Consider the following 23,124-nt stretch of genomic DNA (forward strand, 5'->3'; position numbering starts at 1 on the left):
ACTCGCCGACCTCGCGGCGTACGTGTTCCCCGACGCCACGGGCGAGGACCTGGACCTCATGTTCGACATCACCTGGTTCTTCTTCCTCGACGACGCCTACGAGGTGACCCCCGGCCGATCACCGGACACGATCCCGACCACCCACCGGCACATGCTCACCGTCCTGACCTCACCCCCGGCACCGTGCCCCCGGAGCCGGCGTCCCGGTCGCCGCGTTCGCCGACATCCGCCGACGCGAAACCACCGGCATGTCCGGGCAGTGGATCCACCGAGCCGCCCACAACCGGGCCCGAACGGCTCCGTGCCTGCTGCACCGAAACGGCCAACCGCCTCACCGGCACCCACCTCGACCACGACGACCACATCGCCCGGCGCCGCAAGGCGGTCGCCGTCGTACCGACCATGGACATGCCCGAACGCGGCGCCCACTTCGAAGCACCCGTCCTCGCCTACCACCACAGCCACTTCCAGCACCTGCGGCGGCGCCTGGCCACCGACCAGATCTTCCTGGTCAACGACCTCTACTCCCTCGACAAGGAGGAAGCCGCCGGCAGCCCAACACGATCCACTGCCTGATGCGCGCCCGGCACTGCTCACGCGACGCCGCGATCGAGACGGCCATTGCAACGGCTGAGGCCCGCACCCGCGAATTCGTCCGCCGCAGCGCCGACCTCCCGCAGTTCACCCGAAGTCTCCACCCGACCCCACCGAGACGCAGGCCGTCCACCGCTACACCGACAGCCTGCACCTGCGCATGCGGGCCGGCCACCACTGGGGCTTCACCGTGTGCGACCGCTACCGCCGACCCGACACCCCCCCACGACCCCAACCGACCCCGCACCAAGGGCCGGCCGGTGAACACCCCCACGCCCATACACTCGGCCCGCGGATCCCTGCCCCTGCTCGGACACGAACTCCACCTGCTTCGCGGCCTCCCGACCCCCGGGCTCCGCGGTCACCGTGGGGACGAGCCTTCGCGTTCGGCTGCACCCGACCGGCGTCGAGGAGACAACCGGGCGAGGCCCCACGGCGGTGCCGACGCGAGGGCGCCACATCCCCCGGGGGAGCACCCGCCCCGTTCGCCTGTCGCCTGGGTCGGGTATCGAGTCGATCCGAGCGGGTACTCGGGGCCGACGACGCAGCCCATCCGGGAGGAGCCCCCACATGTCAGGCCCGTCGCGACGACAGCCTTCCCTACCGGCGACGCCTCGGATCTCCCAAGGGGCGCGGCGAAGGCGCTCGGCGAAGCCGTGCGGCGACGGCTCCGACGCCGCGCGCCTGCTTCGCATCTACCTGGGTGACCACTTCGCCGGCTCGATCGGCGGGGAGAACCTCGCCCGCCGCATCGCGCGCAACCACAGGGGCGGGGTACACGGGCCCACCCTGTCCGCCATCGCGGACGAGGTGGCCCGCGATCGCCGGTCGCTCAAGCGGATCATGAGCGATCTGGAAATCGCGCCACCACCGGCGAAGGCCGCTCTTGCCTGGATCATGGAACGAGTGGGCAGACTGAAACCCAACGGCCGGCTGATGAGCCGTTCACCGCTGAGCAGCGTCGTCGAACTCGAGACCATGCGCATGGGAGTCGAGGGCAAGGCGATGTGCTGGCGGAGTCTGCGGGCCGTGGCCGACGGCGACCGGCGGCTGTCCGCACAGGAGTTGGACGAACTCCTGGTCCGCGCCGAAGCGCAGTCCGATCGTCTCGAGGACACACGGACCAGGATCGCCGAGGCAACCTTCAGTCGACCTTGACGACGCCGGGTCGCGCCCATCGGGGCCCGTCCAAGTCGTGAGGCGCGACTCCGACGCAGCGCGCGGGCCATGGTCGGGGGCTGGGCACGTAGTGCTTCCGGGAACCGCCGAACAGGCCGCGGGGCGTCGGCATCGGGACACGCGACGACCTCGGACCGGATCGAGTGCCGCCGGTGGGCAAAGCGGTGCGTGGCAGGTCCTCGCCGCCACCCGAACGGCGGATGGCGACTCTGTCCGGACACGTCGTGTCGCCGTGGCGGACATCCGCACAGGGCACGCGCGGGCGGCGGGCCCGGCGGGAATCGCACGCCGCCCCGAGGAGCCCGGGAGATCACGCCCGTGACCTCCTCGTACTCCACACCGTCGAGCGTCGGGCGGCACGCCGCGGGCCGGCACGTGCGCGGCCACATCCGGCACCGAATCCGTCCACCTTCCGCAGCGGCCCCGGCCGGAATCGGCGGGCCGGGGTGCGCGGGTCCCGGCGCGGCGGATGTGGGACGACGCGGTGTGCCACGCGGTCCAAGCACCCGCAGAGGGGTGATTCCGGAACGTCCGGGGGAGGAGATGCGCAAACCATGTTGTTGCGATGTGCCGTGCGCTGCCTCGGGGGTTTCGTTCCCGCAACGCGCTCGCCTTCGGCACCGACCCACCACCCACCTTCGGATTCCCGCGAGTTCGTCGGGGCAGGAGCGGAAGGCACGCGCGGGCGCTCCCCGCACGCCCGGCACGTCGGGGGTCGCCCACACGAACGTGCCGTCTCCCCGGGCCCGTCCCCTTCGACCGGAGGAACCACGTTGCCCAAGGACCCGACCCTCGCCACGCAGACCCTCCTGTCCGTCGACACGTTCCTGGCCGGCGGATCCGCCCTGCTGATCCTCGGCGGGGACATCGACGTCGACACCGCACCCGTGCTGCGACGCGCCGTCGACCACTGCCTCGGCCGGCACTGCAGCAGTGTCCACGTGGACCTGTACGCCATCAACTTCTGCGACTGCGCGGGACTCGGCACGTTCGTGTGGGCCCGCCGCCGCGCCGGGCGGTCGAACGCCGCGATCCTGTTCCATCACGCACCGCCCCTCGTCCGCGCCCTGGCGGCCGCCACCGGGGCCGTCGACGTGCTGCTCCCGTAACCGCAACCGACAGCCGGACGCCGCAGGCACCGCGCGGACGAGCCCGCCCCTTCGGCTGCACCCGACCGGCACCCAGGAATGAGCCGGCGAGGCGCCCGTGCACTGCCGACGACAGGGCCCACCCCGTCGCGCCCGGGATCCCGCCCGAGCACCCGACGACACCCGCGACCTGCTCCGCCGGCCTCGCAGGTGGCGGTCCTGACGGTGTATGGCGCTCGCGCAGACGGGTACCCGCGTCGCGACCCGGACCGAGACCCGGGCGACTCGCCCCAGGAGGCCACCCGGATGGACCCGCAGAACCAGGACGTCACCCACCGACGCTCCGACACCCCGCACGACGCCAAGGACGCCCAACTGGAGCAGTACCGCGTGCACCCCGCGGCCAAGCACCTGACCACGAATCAGGGCGTCCGTGTGGACGACGACGACAACTCGCTACGGGCCGGGGTCCGCGGCCCCACGCTCCTGGAGGACTTCCACTTCCGCGAGAAGATCACGCACTTCGACCACGAGCGCATCCCCGAGCGCGTCGTGCACGCGCGAGGCGCGGGCGCGTACGGGTTCTTCGAGGCGTACGAGTCGATGGCGGACGTCACCTGCGCCGCATTCCTTGCCGAACCCGGCCTGCGTACACCGGTGTTCGCCCGCTTCTCCACCGTCGCCGGCTCACGCGGATCGGCCGACACCGTACGCGACGTACGCGGATTCGCGGTGAAGTTCTACACGGGAGAGGGAAACTTCGACCTCGTCGGCAACAACATGCCGGTGTTCTTCATCCAGGACGGGGTGAAGTTCCCCGACTTCGTGCACGCCGTCAAACCCGAGCCGCACAACGAGATCCCCCAGGCCCAGTCCGCGCACGACACGCTGTGGGACTTCGTCCGCAACCAGCCCGAGACCACGCACATGATGATGTGGCTCATGTCCGACCGCGCCATCCCGCGCAGCTACCGGATGATGCAGGGCTTCGGCGTCCACACGTTCCGGTTCGTCGACGCCGCCGGCCGCGGCACGTTCGTGAAGTTCCACTGGAAGCCCAGACTCGGCGTGCACTCCCTCGTCTGGGACGAGACACAGAAAATCGGCGGCCTGGACCCGGACTTCAACCGCCGGGACCTGTGGGAGGCCATCGACAACGGCGATGCCCCCGAATGGGAACTCGGCGTGCAACTCGTGGCCCAGGACGACGAACACGCCTTCGACTTCGACCTGCTCGACGCCACGAAACTCATCCCGGAGGAACTGGTCCCGGTGCGTCCGGTCGGGCGCCTGGTCCTGAACCGCAACCCGGACAACTTCTTCGCCGAGACCGAACAGGTGGCCTTCCACACCGCCCACGTCGTCCCCGGCATCGACTTCACCAACGACCCGCTGCTCCAGGCCCGATTGTTCTCCTACCTCGACACCCAGCTCATCAGGCTCGGCGGCCCCAACTTCGCGCAGATCCCGATCAACCGCCCCGTCGCCGAGGTGCACAACAACCAGCGCGACGGCCACCATCAGATGCGCCTGGATCGTGGCCGCAGCAGCTACAGCAAGAACACGCTCGGCCGGGGCTGCCCGATCGTCGCCGGCCCGGATCACGGCGGCTACGAGCACCACCAGGAACGGGTCGACGGCGCCAAGATCAAACAACGCAGTCCCAGCTTCGACGACCACTTCGGTCAGGCGGCGCTGTTCTGGCACAGCATGGCCGACTGGGAACGCGACCACATCGTCGCCGCCTTCCGCTTCGAACTCGGCAAGTGCGACACCCACGACATCCGCGAGGACGTCGTCGCGCTGCTCGCCAACGTGGACACCGACCTCGCACGCCGCGTCGGAGCCGGCCTGGGCATCACACCGCCGACCCGCACACCGGCACCCGTCGGCGAGCCGTCCCCGGCACTGAGCATCGCCAACAACCCGGGCGAAGGAGGCATCCACACGCGCAGGATCGCGATCCTGGCCGCCGACGGCGTCGGCGGCGACCACGTACGCGCCGTCGCGGCCCGCCTGACCGAACACGGGGCGACCTGCGAGGTGGTGGGCCCGCGCCAGGGTCCCCTGCGCGCGTCCGACGACGAGGAGATCGAGGCGCCGCGCTCGCTGCTGACGATGGGATCGCCGTTGTACGACGCGGTGTACGTTCCCGGAGGCGCCGAGTCGGTCCAGGCGCTGCGGGGCGACGCCGACGCCCGGGAATTCCTCGTCCAGGCGTATCGCCACGGCAAGGCGATCGGCGCCACGGGAGAGGCAGGCGCCCTCCTGGAACACTGCGCCGTGCCTACCGACGCGCCCGGCGTCGTCGTCGACGCGGACGCCTCCGCCGCTTTCGTCGACGCGTTCACCACGGCCATTGCCGCCCACCGCCACTACGACCGCACCTGACGAACCCTGCGACCGCCGACGCCTGCGGTCGAGTCCCGGCGGGACTCGACCGCAGGCGTCGGCCATTGCGAAGGCGATTCGTGGGCGAGCCCCCGACCATGTCGCGGGTCCTCACCGAGGCACCCCGATTCGAAGCTCACCGGGATCGACCCTCACAATGCATCGGATCGGCACGGAGCCCCCACGATTGCGCCACGGCGCCCGATCCGTCGATCGGACGTCACGGTCGCTCCTGTCACAACTCGCCGGAGAGCGGTGTCTCGAGGACACCGGCGAACAACGACGAGAGAGCGCAACGGAAGCCCGACCGAGCCCCCTCAGCGGCCCGATCACGACCAGGGCCTTCGAGCACCTCATCGCGGCGAACACGCCGCTCGCGCGCTGCCGGAACGGCCGCCGCACCATCTACCGGCGCGTCACCGAAGCGACCCGGCTGCGCCGTGCGCGCGACGCCGGCAAGACAGTCGCCGACCTGCCGCGTTGCCCAATGGCAACCGCCAGGCCGGCTGCTGTAGCGGCTTCAACAGGCCGCAGACCTCGTCTCGGTGGACTTCCCGGTCCTGCACGACGCGCCTGCCTCGAACAGGAGCGCATCAGGCCACGGCTCAGTGCCGCCCCCGTGTCGACTCCGAAGCACCGCCGAACAACCGGGCCAGGGCACGGAACGGCAAAGTGACGACGGTTGCGATCGCGCCCCCGATCTTCCCCAGAACGTCACCGATGGCTCTGAACATGCCAACCTCCCGTCGCATCGGTACCGCGGGACACGCGTTGCGCGCACCCCGCAACCATTGGCTGCCCGTTGGAGCGCGCAGGAAACGGAGGGGCCGGCGATCGGGCGTCGGCACTCGGATCGAAATCATGTCGAGACGTCGAAGCCGTGCCATGTGCAACCTCTCCGTGGTGCGACGGCCTCCTCTATCGGAGGGATCACGCCCGGTCGGGCGATAGGAGGGCCCGGATCCGGGTGGGGAGGCCGCCCGCCGCTTGCGTTCACGAGAGCCGTGTACCCGGCGGAGCCGGGCGAACGATCGTCCGGTTCCCCCGGGGGCCGACTCGCGGACAGGGCGAGTCCGTGGCGGACGGCGCCCTTCCCGCAGTTCCGCGCCGCAGGCCGCGCGTCGGCGGGCGGCCTGCTCGGTGGGGCGCCGGTGGGTTCGGGAATGCTCCGGATTCTCGTGCCCGTCATCATGGATCGCGTGGACGATCTTTCCGAGGGCGAGCTGCGCGACCTGGTCGAGGCGGACGAGGACGACGCGGAACCCGGTTGGTGGGACGAGGACTTGTACGATGTCTCGCCGCCTTGACCCCGGTGAGGCGGCGCGAGGTTTCCCCGGGCCGGATCTCGCCGCGCGGACGCCCCGAGCCCGGTCCGGCGAACGGTGAGCGCCGCCCGGCGTTGCGACACGGCCGTCACCCCTGCCGACACACCGAGCCGCCACCGGTGACCCCGGCAGGGCGCGACGTGCGGAGCGGCCGCCGCCGCGACCGGTCGCCCGACCCTCCCACCGACGTCATCCCGTCGGACGAGCCACACCCTGGGGGCACCGGCGGAACTCGTCGTCCCCGTCGTCGTTCTCGTTCTCGCGTCGTTCCAGAGCCTCCATCTCGACCAGCCGCACGAGCGTGTCGCCGAGGGGGTTACGAGACCGGAAGACCCACTTGTGATCGAGTCGGGGCGGTTGCGGGGACGCCCGGTGGCCCGTGGGATGCGGATGGTGGCCATCACCGGCTCGAAGGCGGGGGCGTCACCGGCCTGTCCGGCGGTGAGGCGAAAGGCCAGGGGCCGGAAGTTGCCGTCGGCCACCAGGTGGACCTTCGTGGTCGGCCCGCTGCGGGAGCGTCCGATGGCGTGATCGGTCGGCTCTCCCGCCGGGGCCCCTTCTTGCGAGCCCCGGCGGCATGCTGGGGTACGCACGATCGTGGAGTCGACCGCGACCGCCCATCGCAGGTCCTCATCGGCGTCGGCCCGGGCAACCAGGGCGGTGAAGACCCGTTCCCAGGTACCGTCCAGGGCCCACATCCGCAGCCGGTTGTAGACGCCTCTCCGGTTGCCGTACCTCTCCGGCAGGTGGACCCACTACGTCCCGGTCCGGAACTTGAAGGCGATCGCGTCGATCACCTGCCGGTGATCCCGCCGGCGGCCACCCGCCTCGGCGTCCGGTCCGGCAACAACGGCTCAATCCGCGCCCAGTGCACATCGGTCAACGACACACCCGGCCTGACGATCGGATGACCCGAACGAAACGTCCTAGGCGCCGTGGTAGTTCTGCGGCCCGGTGGAGACCGCGGCCCTGCAGGCGGCTGCGGCGAGCCAGGGCTGGATGGAGCCGTCGTTGGTGAGGTCGGCGCGGTAGGCCAGCGCCACGGTCACGTAGCGGTGGAAGCGCTGGTTGTGCCGCCATCGGTAGCTGCGGTGGACCTTGTCGGGACAGGGGGCGAGGCCGCCCCCGTCGCGGGCGCTCCAGATGGTGAGGCGCCAACGCACGTCCCCGCCCAGGTACTTCTGCGCGTCCCGGGCCGTCGCCGCGTCGGGGAACGCGAAGACCTGGACGGAGACGTGGACGGGGTTCTCGGGCGTGGCGTGGGGGCCGGGCTGCTCCACGTAGACGCCGGCGACCACTTCGGTACAGTCACGGCGCGCGAGTTCCCCGGCCAGGTCGCCGGGGCCCGCTTCACTGGAGAGGCGGGTGTCCTCGGCGATCCGCGCGAACTCGATGCTCATGTCGTTGGTGAACCGCCGCGGCAGCAGGGCGTCCGCGGTGAACGGCGTCTCGTCGGTGGAGGCGCGTTCCCAGGAGTCGGGAGAGGGCGGCCGAGGCGCGCGCTGCGTGACGTCCATCGGGCGGGTGCGCGGGGTCGGAGGCATCGCGGCGGTGGGAGCTTCCGCTGCCGCGCACGACGCCAGGAGTGCCTGAAGCCGCTGCTGGACCTCCTGTGCCGACTGGGGACGCCGGTCGGGATCACGCTCCAGTAGTTCGGCGACGAGCGCGGTCACCTCCGGCGGCAGGCCGGGGCGGAACGCGTCGAGGGGCGGGGCCTCCTCGTCGAGCTTGCGCCGCACGACCGCGATGCCGTTGTGCCCGGTGAAGGGCGGCCGGCCGGCGAGCATCGCGAAGAGCATCCCGCCGAGTGCGTACAGGTCGGAGCGTTCGTCGCCGCGTTCCGTGAGGAACTGCTCCGGTGCGCCGAATTCCGGCGTTCCGGCCGGGGCCAGTCGGGAGGAGCGCGCCACGGTGAACGCGGCCTGGACGAACCCGGCGATCCCGAAGTCGATGACCTTCACCAGCCCGTCGCCGGTGAGCATGACGTTGTGGGGCTTGATGTCGTAGTGGATGACCCGGGCCCGGTGGGCGGCCTCCAGCGCGGCGCAGATGCCGCCGGCGATGGCCACGACACGCGTCAGGGGGAAAGAACTCTCAGCCCGGAGACGCGCTGTGAGCGTCTGGCCGTCCACCTTCTCCATGACCAGGAACAACACGTCGTCGTGGATGCCTCGGTCGTACAGGGCGGCGACGTTGGGGTGGACGATCTGCGCAGCGGCCACCGCCTCGCGATCGAACCGCCGGGACAGGTCGGCCTGGGCAATCCCGTCGAGATCCAGCAGCTTGAGCGCGACCTCACGGTGGAGCACGCGATCCCGCGCGGCCCACACGTCCCCCATGCCACCCCGGCCCAGACGGCCGATCAGCTCGTAACGGTCCGCGATCAGCTTTCCCCGCTTCACGGGGCCAGCATACGAGACGCCGCCCGCCCCACGTGTGCCGACTTGACTGGTGTCGGCGCCCGGATCCGTCGGATGGTCCCGGGCGCCGTCGCATCGTCGGTGGGTGTGCGGTCGGGCGTTCTGCTTCCGATGTTCGCTTGCACCGGGGTGAGTGGCTGGTTTCGGTTGCGGTAGCACGCGCGTTGCTCGACGACGGCCGTGTTGTCGGTCGTGATCTCCATCTGCGCGGCGTGACGACGCGGAATCGGTTGCCGTCCGAGCGGCGTGGACCGGCGATACCCGGGCGCGGGCGGCGAATCCTCGCGGGGCGACGGCGATGGGGGTGCGGGATCGGCTGGGTGTGTTTCGCGACGAGGGCTTCGCCGCCTGGTACTCGTCGAACGGACGCCCGGTGCCGCCGGCCTGTCTGGTGTCGGTGTCGGCGTTGCAGTTCGAGGAGAATCCGACGGATTGCCAGTCGGCGAAGGCCGTTCGTCGCAGGATCGACCGGACGTACGCTCCGGGGCTCGAGTTGGACGATCCGGGCTTCGACGATTGCGTGCTGTCGGAGTTCCGGGACCGGATTGTGCGGGGGTCGGGCCGATCGACTGCGATCGGCCGCATCGGTGCCGAGATGCCGACCGCCCACCCACCGGGTATCCCCGCCTTGCCCGGCGAACGACTCACCGCCCCCGTGGTCGCCTACCCGACCTCCGGAGTCCGGGCGGGCCTGCTCGTCCCCGCCACGATCGACACCGAACTCGGCAGCATCCACGTCGTGCACAAGGAACTCGACTGATCCCGGCCGCACGGTGCCCGGATCCGCACGGTGCCCGGATCCGCACGGTGCCCGGATCCGCACGGTGCCCGGATCCGCACGCCGCCCGGAACCGCACGGCGCGCGCCGCAGGCTCGACCGCCGCGATCGGGGATGTTTGTCGCCGGCACGTCAGGGCAACCGGCCGGAAGCCGCCGAGCCCGACCACCACGGAACCGCCCCGGACGCGCAACACGTATGCCGGCGAAGCCGGCCGAACGCCCGGCCACCCGGGAACCGCAACCGTCGCCGAACACCGCAGACAAGGAGCCAACACCATGTCCGATACCGACCCGACCGGTCGCCGCATCCTGGCGATCGTCACCAACTACGGCGTGGAGCAGGACGAACTGATCGTCCCGGCAAGCCACTTGCGCGATCGTGGCGCCGAGGTGGACATCGCGGCGGTATCGGCGGATCCGATCCGAACACTCGTCGGCGACAAGGACCCGGGCGAGAGCGTTCATCCCACCCTCACGCTGGCCGAGGTCGATCCGGCCCGCTACGACCTCCTGCTCGTACCGGGCGGCACGCTCAACGCCGACTCGCTGCGCCTGAACGACACCGCGATCGGCATCGTCCACTCGTTCACCTCCTCGGGACGGCCCGTCGCCGCGATCTGCCACGGCCCGTGGGCCCTGGTCGAGGCCGACGTGGTCCGGGGCCGAACCCTGACCTCCTACGCCTCCCTGGAGACGGACATTCGCAACGCCGGCGGCCATTGGCTGGACGAACCGGTCGTCCAGGACGACACCGGCAATTGGGTGATGATCACCTCGCGCACCCCGGACGACCTGAAGGACTTCCTCGGCCGGATCGATATCACCCTGGCCTCGGCCTGAGCGCCACCTCCGCAGCCGGGCGCCGGACGCAGAACGCGAGAGGAGGCGGTACGCCATGGTCGCCGCACGCGAGGACGGTCGCACGCTCGTCGTCCTCGCCAACTTCGTGTCGCCGCTGACGGTCGACCTGCGTGCGGCATCGGTTCCGCGCCGGTGGTCGGAACAGGCTCCTCGCACGATCTGGCTCACCCGCCCCGGTGACGTGCTCGTGGTCCCGGTTCCGCTGTCCGAGTCCTTTTGCCACTACGCCTTCACCCGACTGGGCATGCCCCCGGACCGCGTGACCGTCGTCACCGTGCCGGACATCCCCCACGTGCCGATGGCGGACGCCGTCTCCGCGCACGGCCTGCTGGAGCCGCTGCGCGCGCTCCTGCGTGAACGCCCGCAGCCTCGTCTGCTCCCGACCGCCCTGGACGAAGGCTGCGTCGCGCTCGCCGCCGCCCTGGGCATCGGGATCGAACCCTATGAGGCGGGCGGCCCGTCGGCCCGGACCGTGCGCACCGTGGCGGACCTGAACACGAAGTCCGGCTTTCGTGCGGTGGCGCCCGGACTCGGCGTGCGCCTGCCCTACGGGGCCGTGTGCGCGGGCGCGGACCTCCCCCGCGTGATCGACGAACTCCTCGCCGCGTGGGAGCGGGTGGTGGTCAAACCCGACCGCTCCGCGGGCGGCCACGGTCTGCGCTTCGTCACCCGAGACGATCGACTCGACGAGACACGTCGACCCGCGGGCGGCCACTGGGTCGTCGAGCGATACGTGGAGCACACCCGCGCGGTCAGCGCCCAGGGGGAGTGCACACCGGATCGGGTGTCGGTGCCATTCGACGGGGAAATGCGGATGACCGGCGGCGCGTTCGCCGGATACCGGTCTCCGCCGTACGACGTCCCGGACCTCGCCCGCGCCGAATTGACCGAGTGGACCCTCGCGTTGGGGCGGCACCTGGTGGCCGAGGGCTATCGGGGCCCGTTCAGCCTGGACGCGGTCTGCACCCGGGACGGAACGCTCTACGCCCTGGAGTGCAACGTGCGGCGTACCGCGACCACCACCCCGCACGCCCTGGTCACCCGCCTCACCGGCAATGCCACTCCCGCTTGGTCCACCGGCACCGTCCGGGCCGATTCGCCGCGCTCCTTCGACACGATGGTGGAGCATCTGATCGAGGCGGGGTTGGACTATCGGCCAGAGACCGGCGCAGGCGTGATCCTCTACACGGACCGCCCCGTCGACGGCGCCGGTTGGCGCTACGTGGCCATGGCGGCCGATCACACCGGTCTCACCGAAGTGGAGGCGCGGCTCGCGGCCGCCTTCGGACACGACGACGGCTGAGGCCGACGCGCGTGTCGTCGCCGTGGTGACCGCCGGGGGCCGGGGGCCGGCCCCGCCGGAGTTCGGATGCCGCGCTCGGGTTGCTCCGGATCGGTTCCACCGCTTCCCGCCTCGACGCCGAGCGCGTGGTCGACCGGACGGGTTCGGGCGTGGCTCGGGGACCGTCGTCGGGTACCCGCGTACCCGACGGCCATGCCGCGTGTTCGCGAGTCCCTGACCGGGCCTACGCCCGCGCCGGCCGTCGCAGGGCGCGCACCCGCCCGTCGACGGCGCCCGGTGACGGGCGGGCGCTGCCGACGACTCGCCACGGCGTGCCGCCGGGGCCGAGCCCGGGGGGTCCACCAACGCGTCGATGCGGGCGACCGGGTCCGGGTGGCCGGCGCTCAGGTGGGGGCGGGTCGCGCTGAGGGGAGCGATTGGGCGCTACGGACCGAGTCTTTCGGAGGTGATTTCGCGATGTTGAGGCGTACCGACCCCTTCCGCGAGCTCGACCGGCTCGCGCGGCAGCTCCTTGCGCCCGGCACCGCCTCGCGGCCGACGGCGATGCCGAGGGACGCCTATCGCGACGGCGAGGTCCACGTGGTCGCGTTCGACCTGCCGGGGTGACCCCCGAGGCGATCGACATCGATGTCGATCGCGACATGCTCACCGGCAAGGCCCGTCGCGAGCCCGTGCCCAGGCGGACGAGGTGCAGACGGAGCTGTCCGAGCGTCCCGTGGGCGTCTTCTCCCGCCGGCTCGTGTAGGCCGACACGATCGACACGGAGCGTATCGACGCGGTGACATCGCCGCCCGTGCCGGCGCCGTCCCGGCATCGCCCGCTGGGACACCGGCTCGGTCCTGACCGTCGTCCCCGCACTCGCCGGCCCCGACCTCATCACCCGCATCCTGACCCGGCTGCCCACCGGCTGGGCCCTGTTGTTCGGCCGCGCCGAACTTGCCCCTACGGCCTGAGCCCGCGGCCGTTGTCACTGTGCCACCGACGAGGACCCGGCCCACCAGGTCCTCGTCGGCGCACCCCGGCAAGCCGGCCTCCGACCCACCCGTGCCGTGCCCGGGCGAAACCCACGACGCCGCCCGCGGCACAGCCGCTACGCACGCCCCTGGGGCCACATCCGCCCACGCGGTGCGCATGAACCCGACAGGGCCGGGCAAGCGATCTTTGCGTGCCCCGAACGCCGAAGGCCGGTGTTCGAACGACGCCGACGGTAAACGACGATCGTGCCCGAGACTCCCCGGAGGCAGCCGGTGTCCGGCGTCGGGCCCGGTGTCACGGCACCGCCATCGACGCTCGTCCTGATGGATTCGGTGATCCGCCGTGCCATCGCATTGCCGGAGGTTCCCGTGTCAGCAATCGGTGTCACAGTTTCCCCCTTGGGCCGGATACTCACCGCCCCGGGTGTGTACGTCCCCCAGTCCGACAGTTTTCTTCTGGCCGAGGCGATGCGCCGTGAAGGCGTCCGCGAAGGCACCCGGGTTCTGGACGTGTGCACCGGCAGTGGAGCCCTGGCCGTGTACGCGGCCCGACTCGGAGCACGAGTGACCGCCGTCGACAGCACCAGGCGCGCCGTGCTGACCACCCGCGCGAACGCGCTGTTCGCCCGCCGGCGGATCACCGTGCGTCGCGGCGACCTGCTGTCGGCCGTGGCCGGTCACTGCTTCGACGTCGTCGTGTGCAATCCGCCGTACGTGCCCGCGCCCCGGCCCGGTGTCGCGCAGTTCGGCGCCGCCCGCGCGTGGGATGCCGGACTCGGCGGCCGGGCGGTGGTGGACCGAATCTGCGCGGCGATTCCCGACGTACTGCGGCCCGCCGGTGTCCTGTTGATGGTGCACTCCGGGCTGTGCGACACCGAGGCCACCCTGGGTGCGTTGGAGCGGTCCGGCATGCGTGCCGCGATCGTCGACCGCACGACCATCCCGTTCGGTCCGGTCCTGCGCGAGCGGCTGGACTGGCTGCGCCGCACCGGCCTGGTGGGCCTCCACGACAATCACGAGGAACTGGTGGTCGTCCGTGCCGAGAAACGCTGATCGCCCCCGCCGGATCACCGCCGAGCGCGACGGTCCTCTCCTGATCGAAGGCCCCGTGGAGGTGGTCCTCCCGAACGGCGAGGTCGTCACATCACGACGCTTCGTCGTCGCCGTCTGCACATGCCGGCGCAGCCGCACCTACCCGTGGTGCGACACCAGCCACCGCGCGCGCACCGCGACGGCGGGCGCCGAACCGTCACCGGGCGAACCGGAGACGTCGACGATCGACGAAGGAGGCCGCGCGTGACCGTGTCGACCCCCGCCTCCCAGGCCGCCCCGGCATTGCCGCGACCGCGCGGCGACCTCTCCGCGGGCGTGATCACGGCATTGCGGACCGGCGAAGGGGCACTCCCGGGGATTCGCGAGGTCGCCCGGGCCGATCCCTTCGGCGAGGATCTGCACCTGGCCCTGTACACGCTGTACGAGTTGCACTATCGGGGCTTCGCCCGGGTGGCCGACGACCGCGAGTGGGACCCGAGTCTCCTGAGCCTGCGTGCCGCCCTCGAGGAACGCTTCCACAGCGCCCTGCGTGCGCACGCCCACGACGGCCGGAGCGTGGACGACGCACTGGCCACGCTCCTGATCGAGCCGGCGGGGGACGACGGCACCAGTGTCAGCCACTTCCTCCGGACCCGGGGAGAGTTGTGGCAGTTGCGCGAATACGCCGCGATGCGCTCGCTGTATCACCTCAAGGAGGCCGATCCGCACGCCTGGGTCATCCCTCGCCTGCGCGGTCGGGCGAAAGCGGCCATGGTGGCCATCGAGTTCGACGAGTTCGGGGCCGGCCGCGCCGAGGACATCCACGCCCGACTGTTCGCGGACCTCATGGTCGATCTCGACCTGGACCCGCAGTACGGGCGTTACCTGGACGCGGCGCCCGCCGTGGTGCTGCCGACCGTGAACCTGATGTCCCTGCTCGGGTTGCATCGCGGGCTGCGCGGCGCGCTGGTGGGTCACTTCGCCTGTGTGGAGGTGACTTCGCCCCCCGGCGCACGCCGACTGGCCCAGGCGATGCGCCGGACCGGCGCCGGACCCGCCGCCGAGCGCTTCTACGACGAGCACGTGGAAGCCGACGCCGTCCACGAGCAGGTCGTGCGTCGCGAGGTGGTCGCCGGCCTGCTCGCCGACGAACCGAACCTGGCAGCCGACGTCGTCTTCGGCATCGCCGCCACCGTGTTCCTGGAGGGCCACCTCGGCGACCACATCCTGACCGAGTGGCGTGCCGGACGCAGCGCCCTGCACATTCCGCTCGAGGCGACCTCGACCTGAGTCCCCCCGGACGACACGACTCCTCTCGGGGAGACGGGCCGGGAGCCGCAGCGGGGCGGTTACTCGGGGTGTGAACGGGGAGAGGGCGGCATGGTCGTCCAACGGCCTTTGGAGCCAACGACGTTGGTCCCGTTTGCCACGGGCGATCCGGGAGCCGACTCCAGGCCCATCTCACGACCGGTGTCCCGGCAACGTCCGGACCTGAGAATGGGCGGGTCGGCGGTTCCCGGGGTTGCCTCGCGAGTCAGCCCGGCGCGGAAGGGGTCCAGGCCGCTTCGGCTTCCGTGACGGTGGGGTAGACGAGGAATGCCTGCTCCAGGCCGACGATGCGGAAGGTTCTGCGGATCCGGTCCGGCACCGCGATCAGGGCGATGGTGGCGTGTGACGCCAGGGCGTGGTTGCGGGCGGCGATCAGCACGGTGATGCCGGTCGAGTCGCAGAAGGTGAGGCCGCCGAGGTCGATGAGGAGTTGCCGACCCGGGCCGAGCCGTAGCCGGGGCAGGACGTCGCGAACCAGGGGGGCGCTGTGATGGTCCAGCTCTCCGGCCACGTCGATGACGGGGCCGCAGGGCAGGGTGCGGGTGGTGACGCTCAGCCGGTTCACTGGTGCTCTTCACGGTCGGGGCGGGGCACGCCGACGGCCAGGACGGCGGCGTCGTCGTCCACACCGGCCCCGAGGGTGTCGAGGAGGTCGCGGATCGCGGTGATGCCGCGTTGGGCGGTGGTGGGTGCCAGGGCGCGGCCGAAGTCGAGGAGGGCCTCGTCGCCGTAGCGGTCGCCGGCGATGGCGGTGTGGGCTTCGGTGAGGCCGTCGGTGTACAGGATCAGGGTGTCGCCGGGATCCAGGCGCAGGGTGGTGGTGGAGATGTGCGCGTCGGGGAATGCGCCGATGAGCTGGCCGCCGGGGGTGGGTACGTAGGCGGCGGTGCCGTCGGCGCGCAGCAGCAGGGCCGCGGGGTGGCCGCCGCCGGCCAGGGTGATCCGGAAGCCGCCGTGGTCGCCGTCGGGGGTCAGCAGGCCGAACACGACGGTGCAGAACCGGGGGTCGATGCCGTTGTACTCGTGGTTGAGGACGGTGTTGAGGTTGCCCAGGACGGCCGCGGGGTCGGGGTCGTAGACGGCGGCGGCGCGCAGGGTGTAGCGGGCCAGGGAGGTGACGGCCGCGGCGTCGACGCCTTTGCCGCACACGTCCCCCAGGAACATGCCCCAGGTTCCGTCGGCGAGGGGGAACAGGTCGTAGAAGTCACCGCCGACCTCGTCGACGGATGCGATGTGGTAATGCGCGGCGACGTCCAGGCCGGGCACGTTGGCCAGAGCGGGCGGCAGCAGTGTCCGCTGGAGCGCGGTGGCCAGTTGCCGCAGCCGCTCTCGTTCGCGTTCGGACTCCTTGCGGGCGCGCAGCAGTTCCTCTTCGTAGGCGCGGCGGTCGCGGGCGTCGAAGACGGTGGTGCGGATCAGCAGCGGCCGCCCGTCGCCATCGGTCTTGACCGTCGAGGTCACCAGGACCGGCAGTCGACTGCCGTCGGCGGCCTTCAACTCCAGGGCGATGCCGCTGATCTCACCCCGCATGCGCAGCAGCGGGGCGAAGTGCGTCTCGTGGTAGAGGCGCCCACCGACGGTGAGGAGGTCGGAGAACCGTCTACGGCCCACCAGGTCGTCGCGTTCGTGGCCCAGCCAGTTCAACAGCGTGGTGTTGATCTTGGCGATTTTCCCGTCGAGGAGGGTCGAGAGGTAGCCGCAGGGGGCGTTCTCGTAGAGATCCTCGGCGCTGTCCTCCAGCAGCGCGGAGAACACCGCGGAATCGTCGCTCGCCCGGTCCTCGGAGGCGGCGGCGTCGTGCTCGTCACCGGTGCGGCACATCATCGAAGTGTCCCGGCGAAGGCGGCGATCGCCTGCGCGGTCTCCTCGGGGGCGCTGAGCTGGGGGCAGTGCCCGGTGGCGTTCAACGTCACCAGCCGGCTTCCCTCGATCCGCGCGTGGACGAAGGCGCCCACCTCCGGCGGGGCGATCGCGTCGTCGGAGCACTCGGCGACCAGCGTGGGGACCCGCACCTTCGCCAGGTCCGTCCGGTTGTCGGACAGGAACGTCACCCGGGCGAAGACCCGCGCGATGTCCGGATCGGTCGCGCAGAAACTGGTGGTCAATTCCTCGCCCAACTCCGGGCGCTCCGGGTTGCCCATGATCACCGGGGCCATCGCCCCGGACCAGCCGAGATAGTTCGCCTCCAGTGACCCGAGAAGCTCCTCGATGTCCTCGGCGCTGAACCCGCCCCGGTATCCGTCGGCGGGATGGTCGATGAAGCACGGCGAGGGAGCCAGCAGCACCAGGCCGGAGAAGAGCTCGGGCTCACGGGCGGCGGCCAGCACGCCCATCATCGCGCTCACCGAATGCCCCACGAACGTCACCGCCCCGCGCCCGAGGTCACGGCAGATCTCCAGCACGTCCTCCACGTAACCGTCCAGGTCGGAGTACCGCTCCGCGCTCCACGCGGACAGATCGGAACGCCCGGAGCCGACGTGGTCGAAGAGCACCACCGTGAAATCGCGTTCCAACGCCGGAACCACCAGACGCCACAGGTTTTGGTCACACCCGAAACCGTGCGCCAGCACCACCGTCGGGCCGTCCGCCCGCCCGGACACCCTCACACGATTCCTGCTTCGCACATCCATGCGACCCATTCTCCCAGGGCCGCATGCAACCGGGACGGCCGCACCGAGACGCCGTTCCCTCGCACGGGCCGGCGACTCGAAGGCGACGCCTTGATCACATGTCGAATCCGGTCGAAATCCGCTGACGCTTTCCCCGGCCAATCCGACTGACACTTTCACCGCCGATCACAAGTGGGTTTGGACGGCAAGTGTCAGTGGGTTGAACACGTCAGATATCAGTGCTTTTGGTGATCGGTACGGGTGTCACGGTTGGTCGCTCCGATTGGTGGGCGGCAGGTCGCCCGCATCCCACCGGCGCCACACCCACCCGGTACACGGCAGCACGTCCACCCGAACCCGCCCGCACACTCCGACGCGAGTCGACGGACCCGGCGGCGCCGAGGCCGGGCGTGGCCCGGGGCGCCATTCGCGAACGCGTCGAGGGTCCGGCGTCGAGGGATCCACGGTGCCGTCTCCGAAAAGCGGCGGGCGCTGTCGTCTGGGTAGTTCCTGGTGACGTGCCGGGAGACGCGGGTCCGTGCACGGGGCGCGCAGGCACCGCGCTCTCCCGGGGAGCGGTTGCGCCAGGAGGCGGTGTGTGGGCGCCGTTCCCCCGGTCGGCCCCGACGAGCGCACCCTGCGGAGCCCGGCGCGGCGACCGAGGGGCACTCGGTGGGTCGCGTCGGCCCGGGCCTTGGTGACGCGGGGATGGGCGGCGGCGATCACCGCGAGCGGGTGGCTGCCGCCGATGTTGTCGGACACGCTCGCGGCGGTGACCCACGCGGCGGGCAGCAGACCGACGGTGTCGACGCCGACGTGGCGCTTCCTTCCCGCGATTCTCGTGCCCGCGTCGATGCCCCGACCTGCGGCGGGGACGTTGGCGGAGGTCTTGACGCCCTGTGCGTCCATCACGCACGCGCTCGGCTTCGGGTCACGGCCCTCCCGTTCGCGGACCAGGCGCCGCAGGACTCCGTTGAGCCTCTCGAAGACGCCGTGCTTTGAAGCTGCAACACGCTTCTCTTGGGGCAAAACGCTCTTTGGCTTCTCGGCATTGAGCAGCCGCCTATGAAACGGCGCCGCCGGCCGGGTGCGCCGGCGCTGCCGCCGCTTCGGAGGCGTGTCTGGTGGCGGCCCGTCCAGGGACGCGGCACAGGGCTGAGCCGGGCCCGGGTGCGTGACGGGCGCGCAGCCGATCCGTCGGCGGCGCGCCCGTCACGTGGGACCGTGTCGCGGCTACGACGACGCGGCCTCGGCTGCGGGCGTGTACACGAGGACCATGACACCGGTGTCGAGGGCTTCGGTGCGGGTGTGCTTGAGCCGATGCCGGAACCCGTCGGCGGCGAGGGTTCCGCCGCCGGCGATCACCGGGTGAACCCAGAAGTGCACCTCGTCCAGCAGGCCGTGCGCGAGCAGGGTCTTGGCGACCGGCCCGAATCCGTACATCAGGATGTCGCCGCCTGGCTGTGCCTTGAGTTCGGCGATCTCGGCGACGGCCTTGTCCCGGGGGATGACGGTGGTGCGACCCCAGTCGCCGCCGGCCAGGGTGGAGGAGACGACGTACTTGTCGATGCTGTTCATGCGGTCGGCGAACGCGTCGGCGCCCGCCCGTGCCGACCAGGCGGGTGCGAAGTTCGCATAGGTTTCGCGGCCCATGAGCAGCGTGTCGGCGGCGAAAAGCAGGCTGTGCGCGTATCGCTCCAGGTCATCGCTCCAGTAGTCGAAGGACCACTGGTCGAGCTTTTCGATGTCGCCGTCGAGGGAGATGTACGTGGAGTTGACGATCTTGCGCATGGTTGCAGCGCTCCTTGCCGGGGGCGGGTTCTGGTGGGAGTTCCGTGAGACGGGACGGGCGCGAGCCGGTGGGGTGCTGCGGCGGTCGTCAGCGGAGTGGTGTTTTCCGACGGGATTCGCGCGACCGTGTCCGGCACCGGGGAGTTCGTGGCGAGTTCCCCGGTGCCGGGGCCAGTCGTCGTGCGCAGCGCGGGGTGGTGTGTCAGGCCGCCGGTGCCGGACGGTAGTCGAGGACGATCGCGCCCGAGCTGAAGGACTGGGTGCCCGCGAGCGTCCAGGACTTCGGGGTGAGGCCGTCGGTGAACAGGCGCTTGCCGTTGCCGACGGTCACCGGGTGGAGGAACAACTTGAGTTCGTCGACCATGTCGTGCTCGATCAGTGTGTTGACAAGCGTGACGCTGCCGTAGACCAGCAGGTCGGCACCGGGCTCGGCCTTGAGCTTGGCGACCTGTTCGAGGACGTCGCCGTCGATGATGGCCGCGTTCCAGGTAGCGCTCTGGAGGGTGGTGGTGGCGACGTACTTGGGGATGTGGTTCATCCGCGCGGTGAACTCGTCGGACTCGTCGCGCGGTGACCACGCCTCGGCGAAGCTCTCGTACGTCGCGCGCCCCAGCAACAGGGCGCGGCTGGCGCGCAGTTGGCCGTTCTGGTACTTGGCGTGCTCGTCGTTCCAGAAGGGGCCGGTCCAGGCGGGGTCCTCGACCACGCCGTCCATCGTGATGTACATGACCGCAACGATCTTGCTCATGCGGAAATCTCCGTTTCACAGCGTGGGGGAGCCGCTCCGAGGTCCTGGGTGTCCGTCGGACGCGGCCCCTTCAGCGTGCAAGATCCGCGCGCGGTACAACAAGGCACGACCACGCCACGCTGGGTTGAGCGCGGCTAAACGATCAAGGGGTGGGCATGCTGGAGAGACTGGAGCTCGAAGCGTTTCTCACGCTCGCCGAGGAACTGCACTTCGGACGCACCGCAGAACGCCTGCACGTCACAACCGGCAGGATCAGCCAGACCATCCGCAAGCTCGAACGCCGCGTCGGCGGACCGCTGTTCGTACGCAACAGCCGCAAGGTGACGCTGACCCCGCTCGGCGAGCAGCTGCGCGACGACCTGCGCCCCGCGTACGACCAGATCACCGCCGGGCTCGCCCAGGCGATCACCACGACCCGCGGTGTGCGCGTCAAGGGCGTGGTGCGCGTCGGCTTCTCCGGGGCTTGGTGCGGCAACCTGCTCGTCAGGGCCGCCGACCTGTTCCGCGTGCGCCATCCGGACAGCGTGGTGGAGATCCAGGAGATCCAGCTCCTCGACCCGCTCGGCCGCATGCGGGCCGGCGAAGTGGACCTTCAGCTCACCGAATTCCCCATCGCCGAGCCCGACATCGTGCAGGGGCCGCTGATGTTCGCCGAGCCGCGCGGACTGCTGGTGCCCGCCGGCCACCCCTTCGCAGGCAAGGACTCCGTCTCGATGGAAGACCTCGCCGACACGACGCTGGTCACGATCGCCTCGGAGCACATCCCCGAATACTGGATGGACTACTACTTCCCGCGCACAACCCCGTCCGGCCGGCCGATCCCGCAGGGGCCGGCCACCCGGTTCTGGCCCGAGGTACTCGTCCACGTCAGCATGGGTGTCGGCGTCAGCACGGTGGCACTGCGCGCCCAGGACTTCCACTCCCGCCCGGGCCTGGCCTTCGTCCCGCTGCACGACGCCCCGCCGATCGACTACGGCTTCCTGTGGCCGCGCACCGGCCTGAGCCCGGTCGCCTCTACCTACCTCGACATCGTGTACGAGCTCGCCACGCCCATCCGCTGACCGCTCCGTCGGCCGGGCTCCGTGCCGACGGCAACCCCGAATTCCGCCTTCTCGACGGTGATTTCGCAGTGGTTGGCGGCGAGGCGGGGGTGTCCCGGGCTGGTGTGCGTTCGGGTCGAGGGCGGCTTCCGTGCCGGTGATCAACTCCGTGAAGGGTTTGCGTCTCCCGAGCCGTGCGGGGAACGTCCCGCACTCGACGAGGCAGGCCCATCCGGCGAGTTGCGCCCGGCGCGCACCGACGAACAACGGCGCGGCGGCCACGTCGATGCCCGCGTGGACGAACGTCGCGCCGATGCGTTCGCTACGTTCGGTAGGTGCAGTGATGGGCGCTCGCGTCGTCGGTGCGGTGATGCCGGGCCACCACGGGGAGACCGAACTCCGCGTTATACTGGATCCGGTAGTAGGGGTCCAGGAGCGTGCTGTGCAGGGGGTTCGGACCACAACGCGCCAGCCGGCACGCCTACTTCAGGAGCCGACGCCGCCGCCATGGCCGCGGCGCGGGTGCCGCCGCAGGGCCGGCGGGTGGCCGCCGATGTCGCCGACCACGTCACCGGCGGTGCGGTCGTCATCCACCATCCGGTGCGGGACGGCAGCGGCCGAGGCAGGACGGTACGCTCCGGGACGCCTTCGGTCGGCCGTTGCGGCCGGGTCCGGCCATCGGCGGAACGCCGTTCGTGGTTGCCGATTCGTCGAGTATCAAAGGTGGGTCGATGTTCTGGCCGGATGTCACGGTGGTTGACGCGTGCGTGCGGCGCGACGGCCGGGGCGGCAGCCCCACGGCCGTCACCGACGACGACCCGGCGGCGACGGACGCGGACCGGCGCGCGGTCGCCGCTGCGGCCGGCACCTCGCACGCGGCGTTCCTGGGCTCGGGGCGGACGCCGGACGGTGGCCGGCCGGTCCGGTTCTTCACCGCCACCGCCGAACTGTCCGGCTGCGGCCACGGCACCGTTGCCGCGCAGGCCGTCCGGTTGACCCGCACCGCGCTGGGCGAGCCGAACGACCGCCAACACACCGGCGGGCGCACGTTCGACACCGTCGCGATCCGCCGCCCCGCCGGCATCGAGGTGTGGTTCGACCAGGGCCTTGTCGCGCTGCGTCACCCGGTACCGGACGAGTGCGCCGCGATCGTCGCCGCGCTCGGGCTCACCGCGGACGATCCGCATCCGACCGACGTGCCACGGATCGCCGCGCCCGGCGCGCCACGCATGCTGGTACCGGTCCACGACCGGTCGGCGCTGCTCCGGGTCCGCCCACACTTCGGCAGGCTGACGGCGGCGTGCCGGCGGTACGGGCTCCTCGGCTGTTTCGTGTACGTACCGCCGGTGGGCGACCGACCGGGTGCGGCGCGGATGTTCGCGCCGGCGATCGGTGTCGACGAGGACGTCGCCAACGCCAACAGCACCGGCTGCCTGGCCGCCCACCTGCTCGACACGACAGGGGCGCGGACGGTCGCGATCGAGGTGGAGCAGGGTGACACCCTCGGTCGACCGGCCGGCGTGCTCGCTTCGGCCCGACGCGGGCCGGCGGGCATCACGACCCGGGTCGGCGGGTTGGCGGTGGTCCGCGACGGACGGTGAGGCGACGACCGGACCGTCCTCTTCTGCGATCCGCGTCTGGAGCCGGGGCTGTCCGCTGC

Annotated in this window: 19 protein-coding genes and 3 pseudogenes; 14 read left to right on the forward strand and 8 right to left on the reverse strand. The window is 71.2% G+C overall.

Annotation, left to right across the window (positions count from 1 at the left end):
- Window positions 1-183: 183 nt before the first annotated feature.
- The 4 genes from ACH4U8_RS14445 (at window position 184) to ACH4U8_RS14460 (ending at window position 5,252) form a co-directional block, all read left to right on the forward strand.
- Window positions 184-576, forward strand: coding sequence for a terpene synthase family protein (locus tag ACH4U8_RS14445; RefSeq protein ID WP_395778030.1), 393 nt, complete (start codon window positions 184-186; stop codon window positions 574-576).
- Window positions 577-1,164: 588 nt separating this feature from the next.
- On the forward strand, window positions 1,165-1,752 hold the full coding sequence (locus tag ACH4U8_RS14450) for a hypothetical protein (RefSeq protein ID WP_379989221.1): 588 nt from the start codon (window positions 1,165-1,167) through the stop codon (window positions 1,750-1,752).
- A 794-nt stretch (window positions 1,753-2,546) separates the two neighbouring features.
- Complete coding sequence (locus tag ACH4U8_RS14455; RefSeq protein ID WP_395778032.1) at window positions 2,547-2,882, forward strand: STAS domain-containing protein; 336 nt, start codon at window positions 2,547-2,549, stop codon at window positions 2,880-2,882.
- Window positions 2,883-3,167: 285 nt separating this feature from the next.
- The gene (locus ACH4U8_RS14460) at window positions 3,168-5,252 is read left to right on the forward strand and encodes a catalase (RefSeq protein ID WP_395778034.1); all 2,085 of its coding nucleotides are present in this window, start codon (window positions 3,168-3,170) and stop codon (window positions 5,250-5,252) included.
- A gap of 605 nt (window positions 5,253-5,857) precedes the next feature.
- On the opposite strand, the gene ACH4U8_RS14465 is transcribed toward ACH4U8_RS14460, so the two are convergent.
- Entirely contained in the window at window positions 5,858-5,986 is a 129-nt protein-coding gene (locus tag ACH4U8_RS14465; protein ID WP_360313928.1) for an LPFR motif small protein, read from the reverse strand.
- 1,517 nt (window positions 5,987-7,503) lie between these two features.
- On the reverse strand, window positions 7,504-8,979 hold the full coding sequence (locus ACH4U8_RS14470) for a serine/threonine-protein kinase (RefSeq protein ID WP_395778036.1): 1,476 nt from the start codon (window positions 8,977-8,979) through the stop codon (window positions 7,504-7,506).
- A 316-nt stretch (window positions 8,980-9,295) separates the two neighbouring features.
- Between ACH4U8_RS14470 and ACH4U8_RS14475 the strand changes: the two genes are divergently transcribed.
- The 8 genes and pseudogenes from ACH4U8_RS14475 to ACH4U8_RS14510 all read left to right on the forward strand — a co-directional run bounded on the left by ACH4U8_RS14475 (window position 9,296) and on the right by ACH4U8_RS14510 (window position 15,237).
- Window positions 9,296-9,757 carry a transposase gene (locus tag ACH4U8_RS14475; RefSeq protein ID WP_395778038.1) on the forward strand — a complete coding sequence of 154 codons (462 nt, stop codon included), beginning with the start codon at window positions 9,296-9,298 and terminating at the stop codon, window positions 9,755-9,757.
- Window positions 9,758-10,053: 296 nt separating this feature from the next.
- Window positions 10,054-10,617: a type 1 glutamine amidotransferase domain-containing protein gene (locus tag ACH4U8_RS14480; protein ID WP_395778040.1), complete on the forward strand. Its 564-nt coding sequence runs from the start codon at window positions 10,054-10,056 to the stop codon at window positions 10,615-10,617.
- Window positions 10,618-10,672: 55 nt separating this feature from the next.
- Window positions 10,673-11,941 carry a peptide ligase PGM1-related protein gene (locus ACH4U8_RS14485; protein ID WP_395778042.1) on the forward strand — a complete coding sequence of 423 codons (1,269 nt, stop codon included), beginning with the start codon at window positions 10,673-10,675 and terminating at the stop codon, window positions 11,939-11,941.
- Between the two features lie 456 nt (window positions 11,942-12,397).
- Window positions 12,398-12,683 (forward strand): annotated as a pseudogene (locus tag ACH4U8_RS14490) (Hsp20/alpha crystallin family protein); the annotation flags it as partial.
- 38 nt (window positions 12,684-12,721) lie between these two features.
- Window positions 12,722-12,894: pseudogene (locus ACH4U8_RS14495) on the forward strand (DUF2267 domain-containing protein); the annotation flags it as partial.
- A gap of 345 nt (window positions 12,895-13,239) precedes the next feature.
- Entirely contained in the window at window positions 13,240-13,968 is a 729-nt protein-coding gene (locus tag ACH4U8_RS14500) for a HemK2/MTQ2 family protein methyltransferase (RefSeq protein WP_395778044.1), read from the forward strand.
- The gene (locus ACH4U8_RS14505) at window positions 13,952-14,215 is read left to right on the forward strand and encodes a CDGSH iron-sulfur domain-containing protein (RefSeq protein ID WP_395778046.1); all 264 of its coding nucleotides are present in this window, start codon (window positions 13,952-13,954) and stop codon (window positions 14,213-14,215) included. The genes ACH4U8_RS14500 and ACH4U8_RS14505 overlap by 17 nt, the downstream gene beginning before the upstream one ends.
- Window positions 14,212-15,237, forward strand: coding sequence for an iron-containing redox enzyme family protein (locus ACH4U8_RS14510; protein WP_395778048.1), 1,026 nt, complete (start codon window positions 14,212-14,214; stop codon window positions 15,235-15,237). Before ACH4U8_RS14505 ends, ACH4U8_RS14510 begins: the two co-directional genes overlap by 4 nt.
- A 244-nt stretch (window positions 15,238-15,481) precedes the next feature.
- Here the strand turns inward: ACH4U8_RS14510 and ACH4U8_RS14515 are convergent, their stop codons facing one another.
- From ACH4U8_RS14515 to ACH4U8_RS14540, 6 genes and pseudogenes are all read right to left on the reverse strand, one after another.
- Window positions 15,482-15,841, reverse strand: coding sequence for an STAS domain-containing protein (locus ACH4U8_RS14515; RefSeq protein WP_395778050.1), 360 nt, complete (start codon window positions 15,839-15,841; stop codon window positions 15,482-15,484).
- The gene (locus tag ACH4U8_RS14520; protein ID WP_395778211.1) at window positions 15,838-17,097 is read right to left on the reverse strand and encodes a PP2C family protein-serine/threonine phosphatase; all 1,260 of its coding nucleotides are present in this window, start codon (window positions 17,095-17,097) and stop codon (window positions 15,838-15,840) included. The genes ACH4U8_RS14515 and ACH4U8_RS14520 overlap by 4 nt, the downstream gene beginning before the upstream one ends.
- Window positions 17,097-17,906 (reverse strand): alpha/beta fold hydrolase, encoded by an 810-nt coding sequence (locus ACH4U8_RS14525; RefSeq protein ID WP_395778052.1) that lies wholly within the window; start codon window positions 17,904-17,906, stop codon window positions 17,097-17,099. Before ACH4U8_RS14525 ends, ACH4U8_RS14520 begins: the two co-directional genes overlap by 1 nt.
- A gap of 648 nt (window positions 17,907-18,554) precedes the next feature.
- Window positions 18,555-18,893: pseudogene (locus ACH4U8_RS14530) on the reverse strand (transposase); the annotation flags it as partial.
- A 225-nt stretch (window positions 18,894-19,118) separates the two neighbouring features.
- Complete coding sequence (locus ACH4U8_RS14535; protein ID WP_360313942.1) at window positions 19,119-19,676, reverse strand: dihydrofolate reductase family protein; 558 nt, start codon at window positions 19,674-19,676, stop codon at window positions 19,119-19,121.
- Between the two features lie 202 nt (window positions 19,677-19,878).
- The gene (locus ACH4U8_RS14540; protein ID WP_360313944.1) at window positions 19,879-20,424 is read right to left on the reverse strand and encodes a dihydrofolate reductase family protein; all 546 of its coding nucleotides are present in this window, start codon (window positions 20,422-20,424) and stop codon (window positions 19,879-19,881) included.
- 155 nt (window positions 20,425-20,579) lie between these two features.
- On the opposite strand from ACH4U8_RS14540, the gene ACH4U8_RS14545 reads away from it, so the two are divergent.
- Window positions 20,580-21,485 carry a LysR family transcriptional regulator gene (locus tag ACH4U8_RS14545; RefSeq protein ID WP_360313946.1) on the forward strand — a complete coding sequence of 302 codons (906 nt, stop codon included), beginning with the start codon at window positions 20,580-20,582 and terminating at the stop codon, window positions 21,483-21,485.
- A gap of 710 nt (window positions 21,486-22,195) precedes the next feature.
- The gene (locus ACH4U8_RS14550; protein ID WP_395778053.1) at window positions 22,196-23,065 is read left to right on the forward strand and encodes a PhzF family phenazine biosynthesis protein; all 870 of its coding nucleotides are present in this window, start codon (window positions 22,196-22,198) and stop codon (window positions 23,063-23,065) included.
- Window positions 23,066-23,124: the final 59 nt, after the last annotated feature.

The sequence above is a fragment of the Embleya sp. NPDC020886 genome, assembly GCF_044333915.1.
Taxonomy (GTDB): domain Bacteria; phylum Actinomycetota; class Actinomycetes; order Streptomycetales; family Streptomycetaceae; genus Embleya.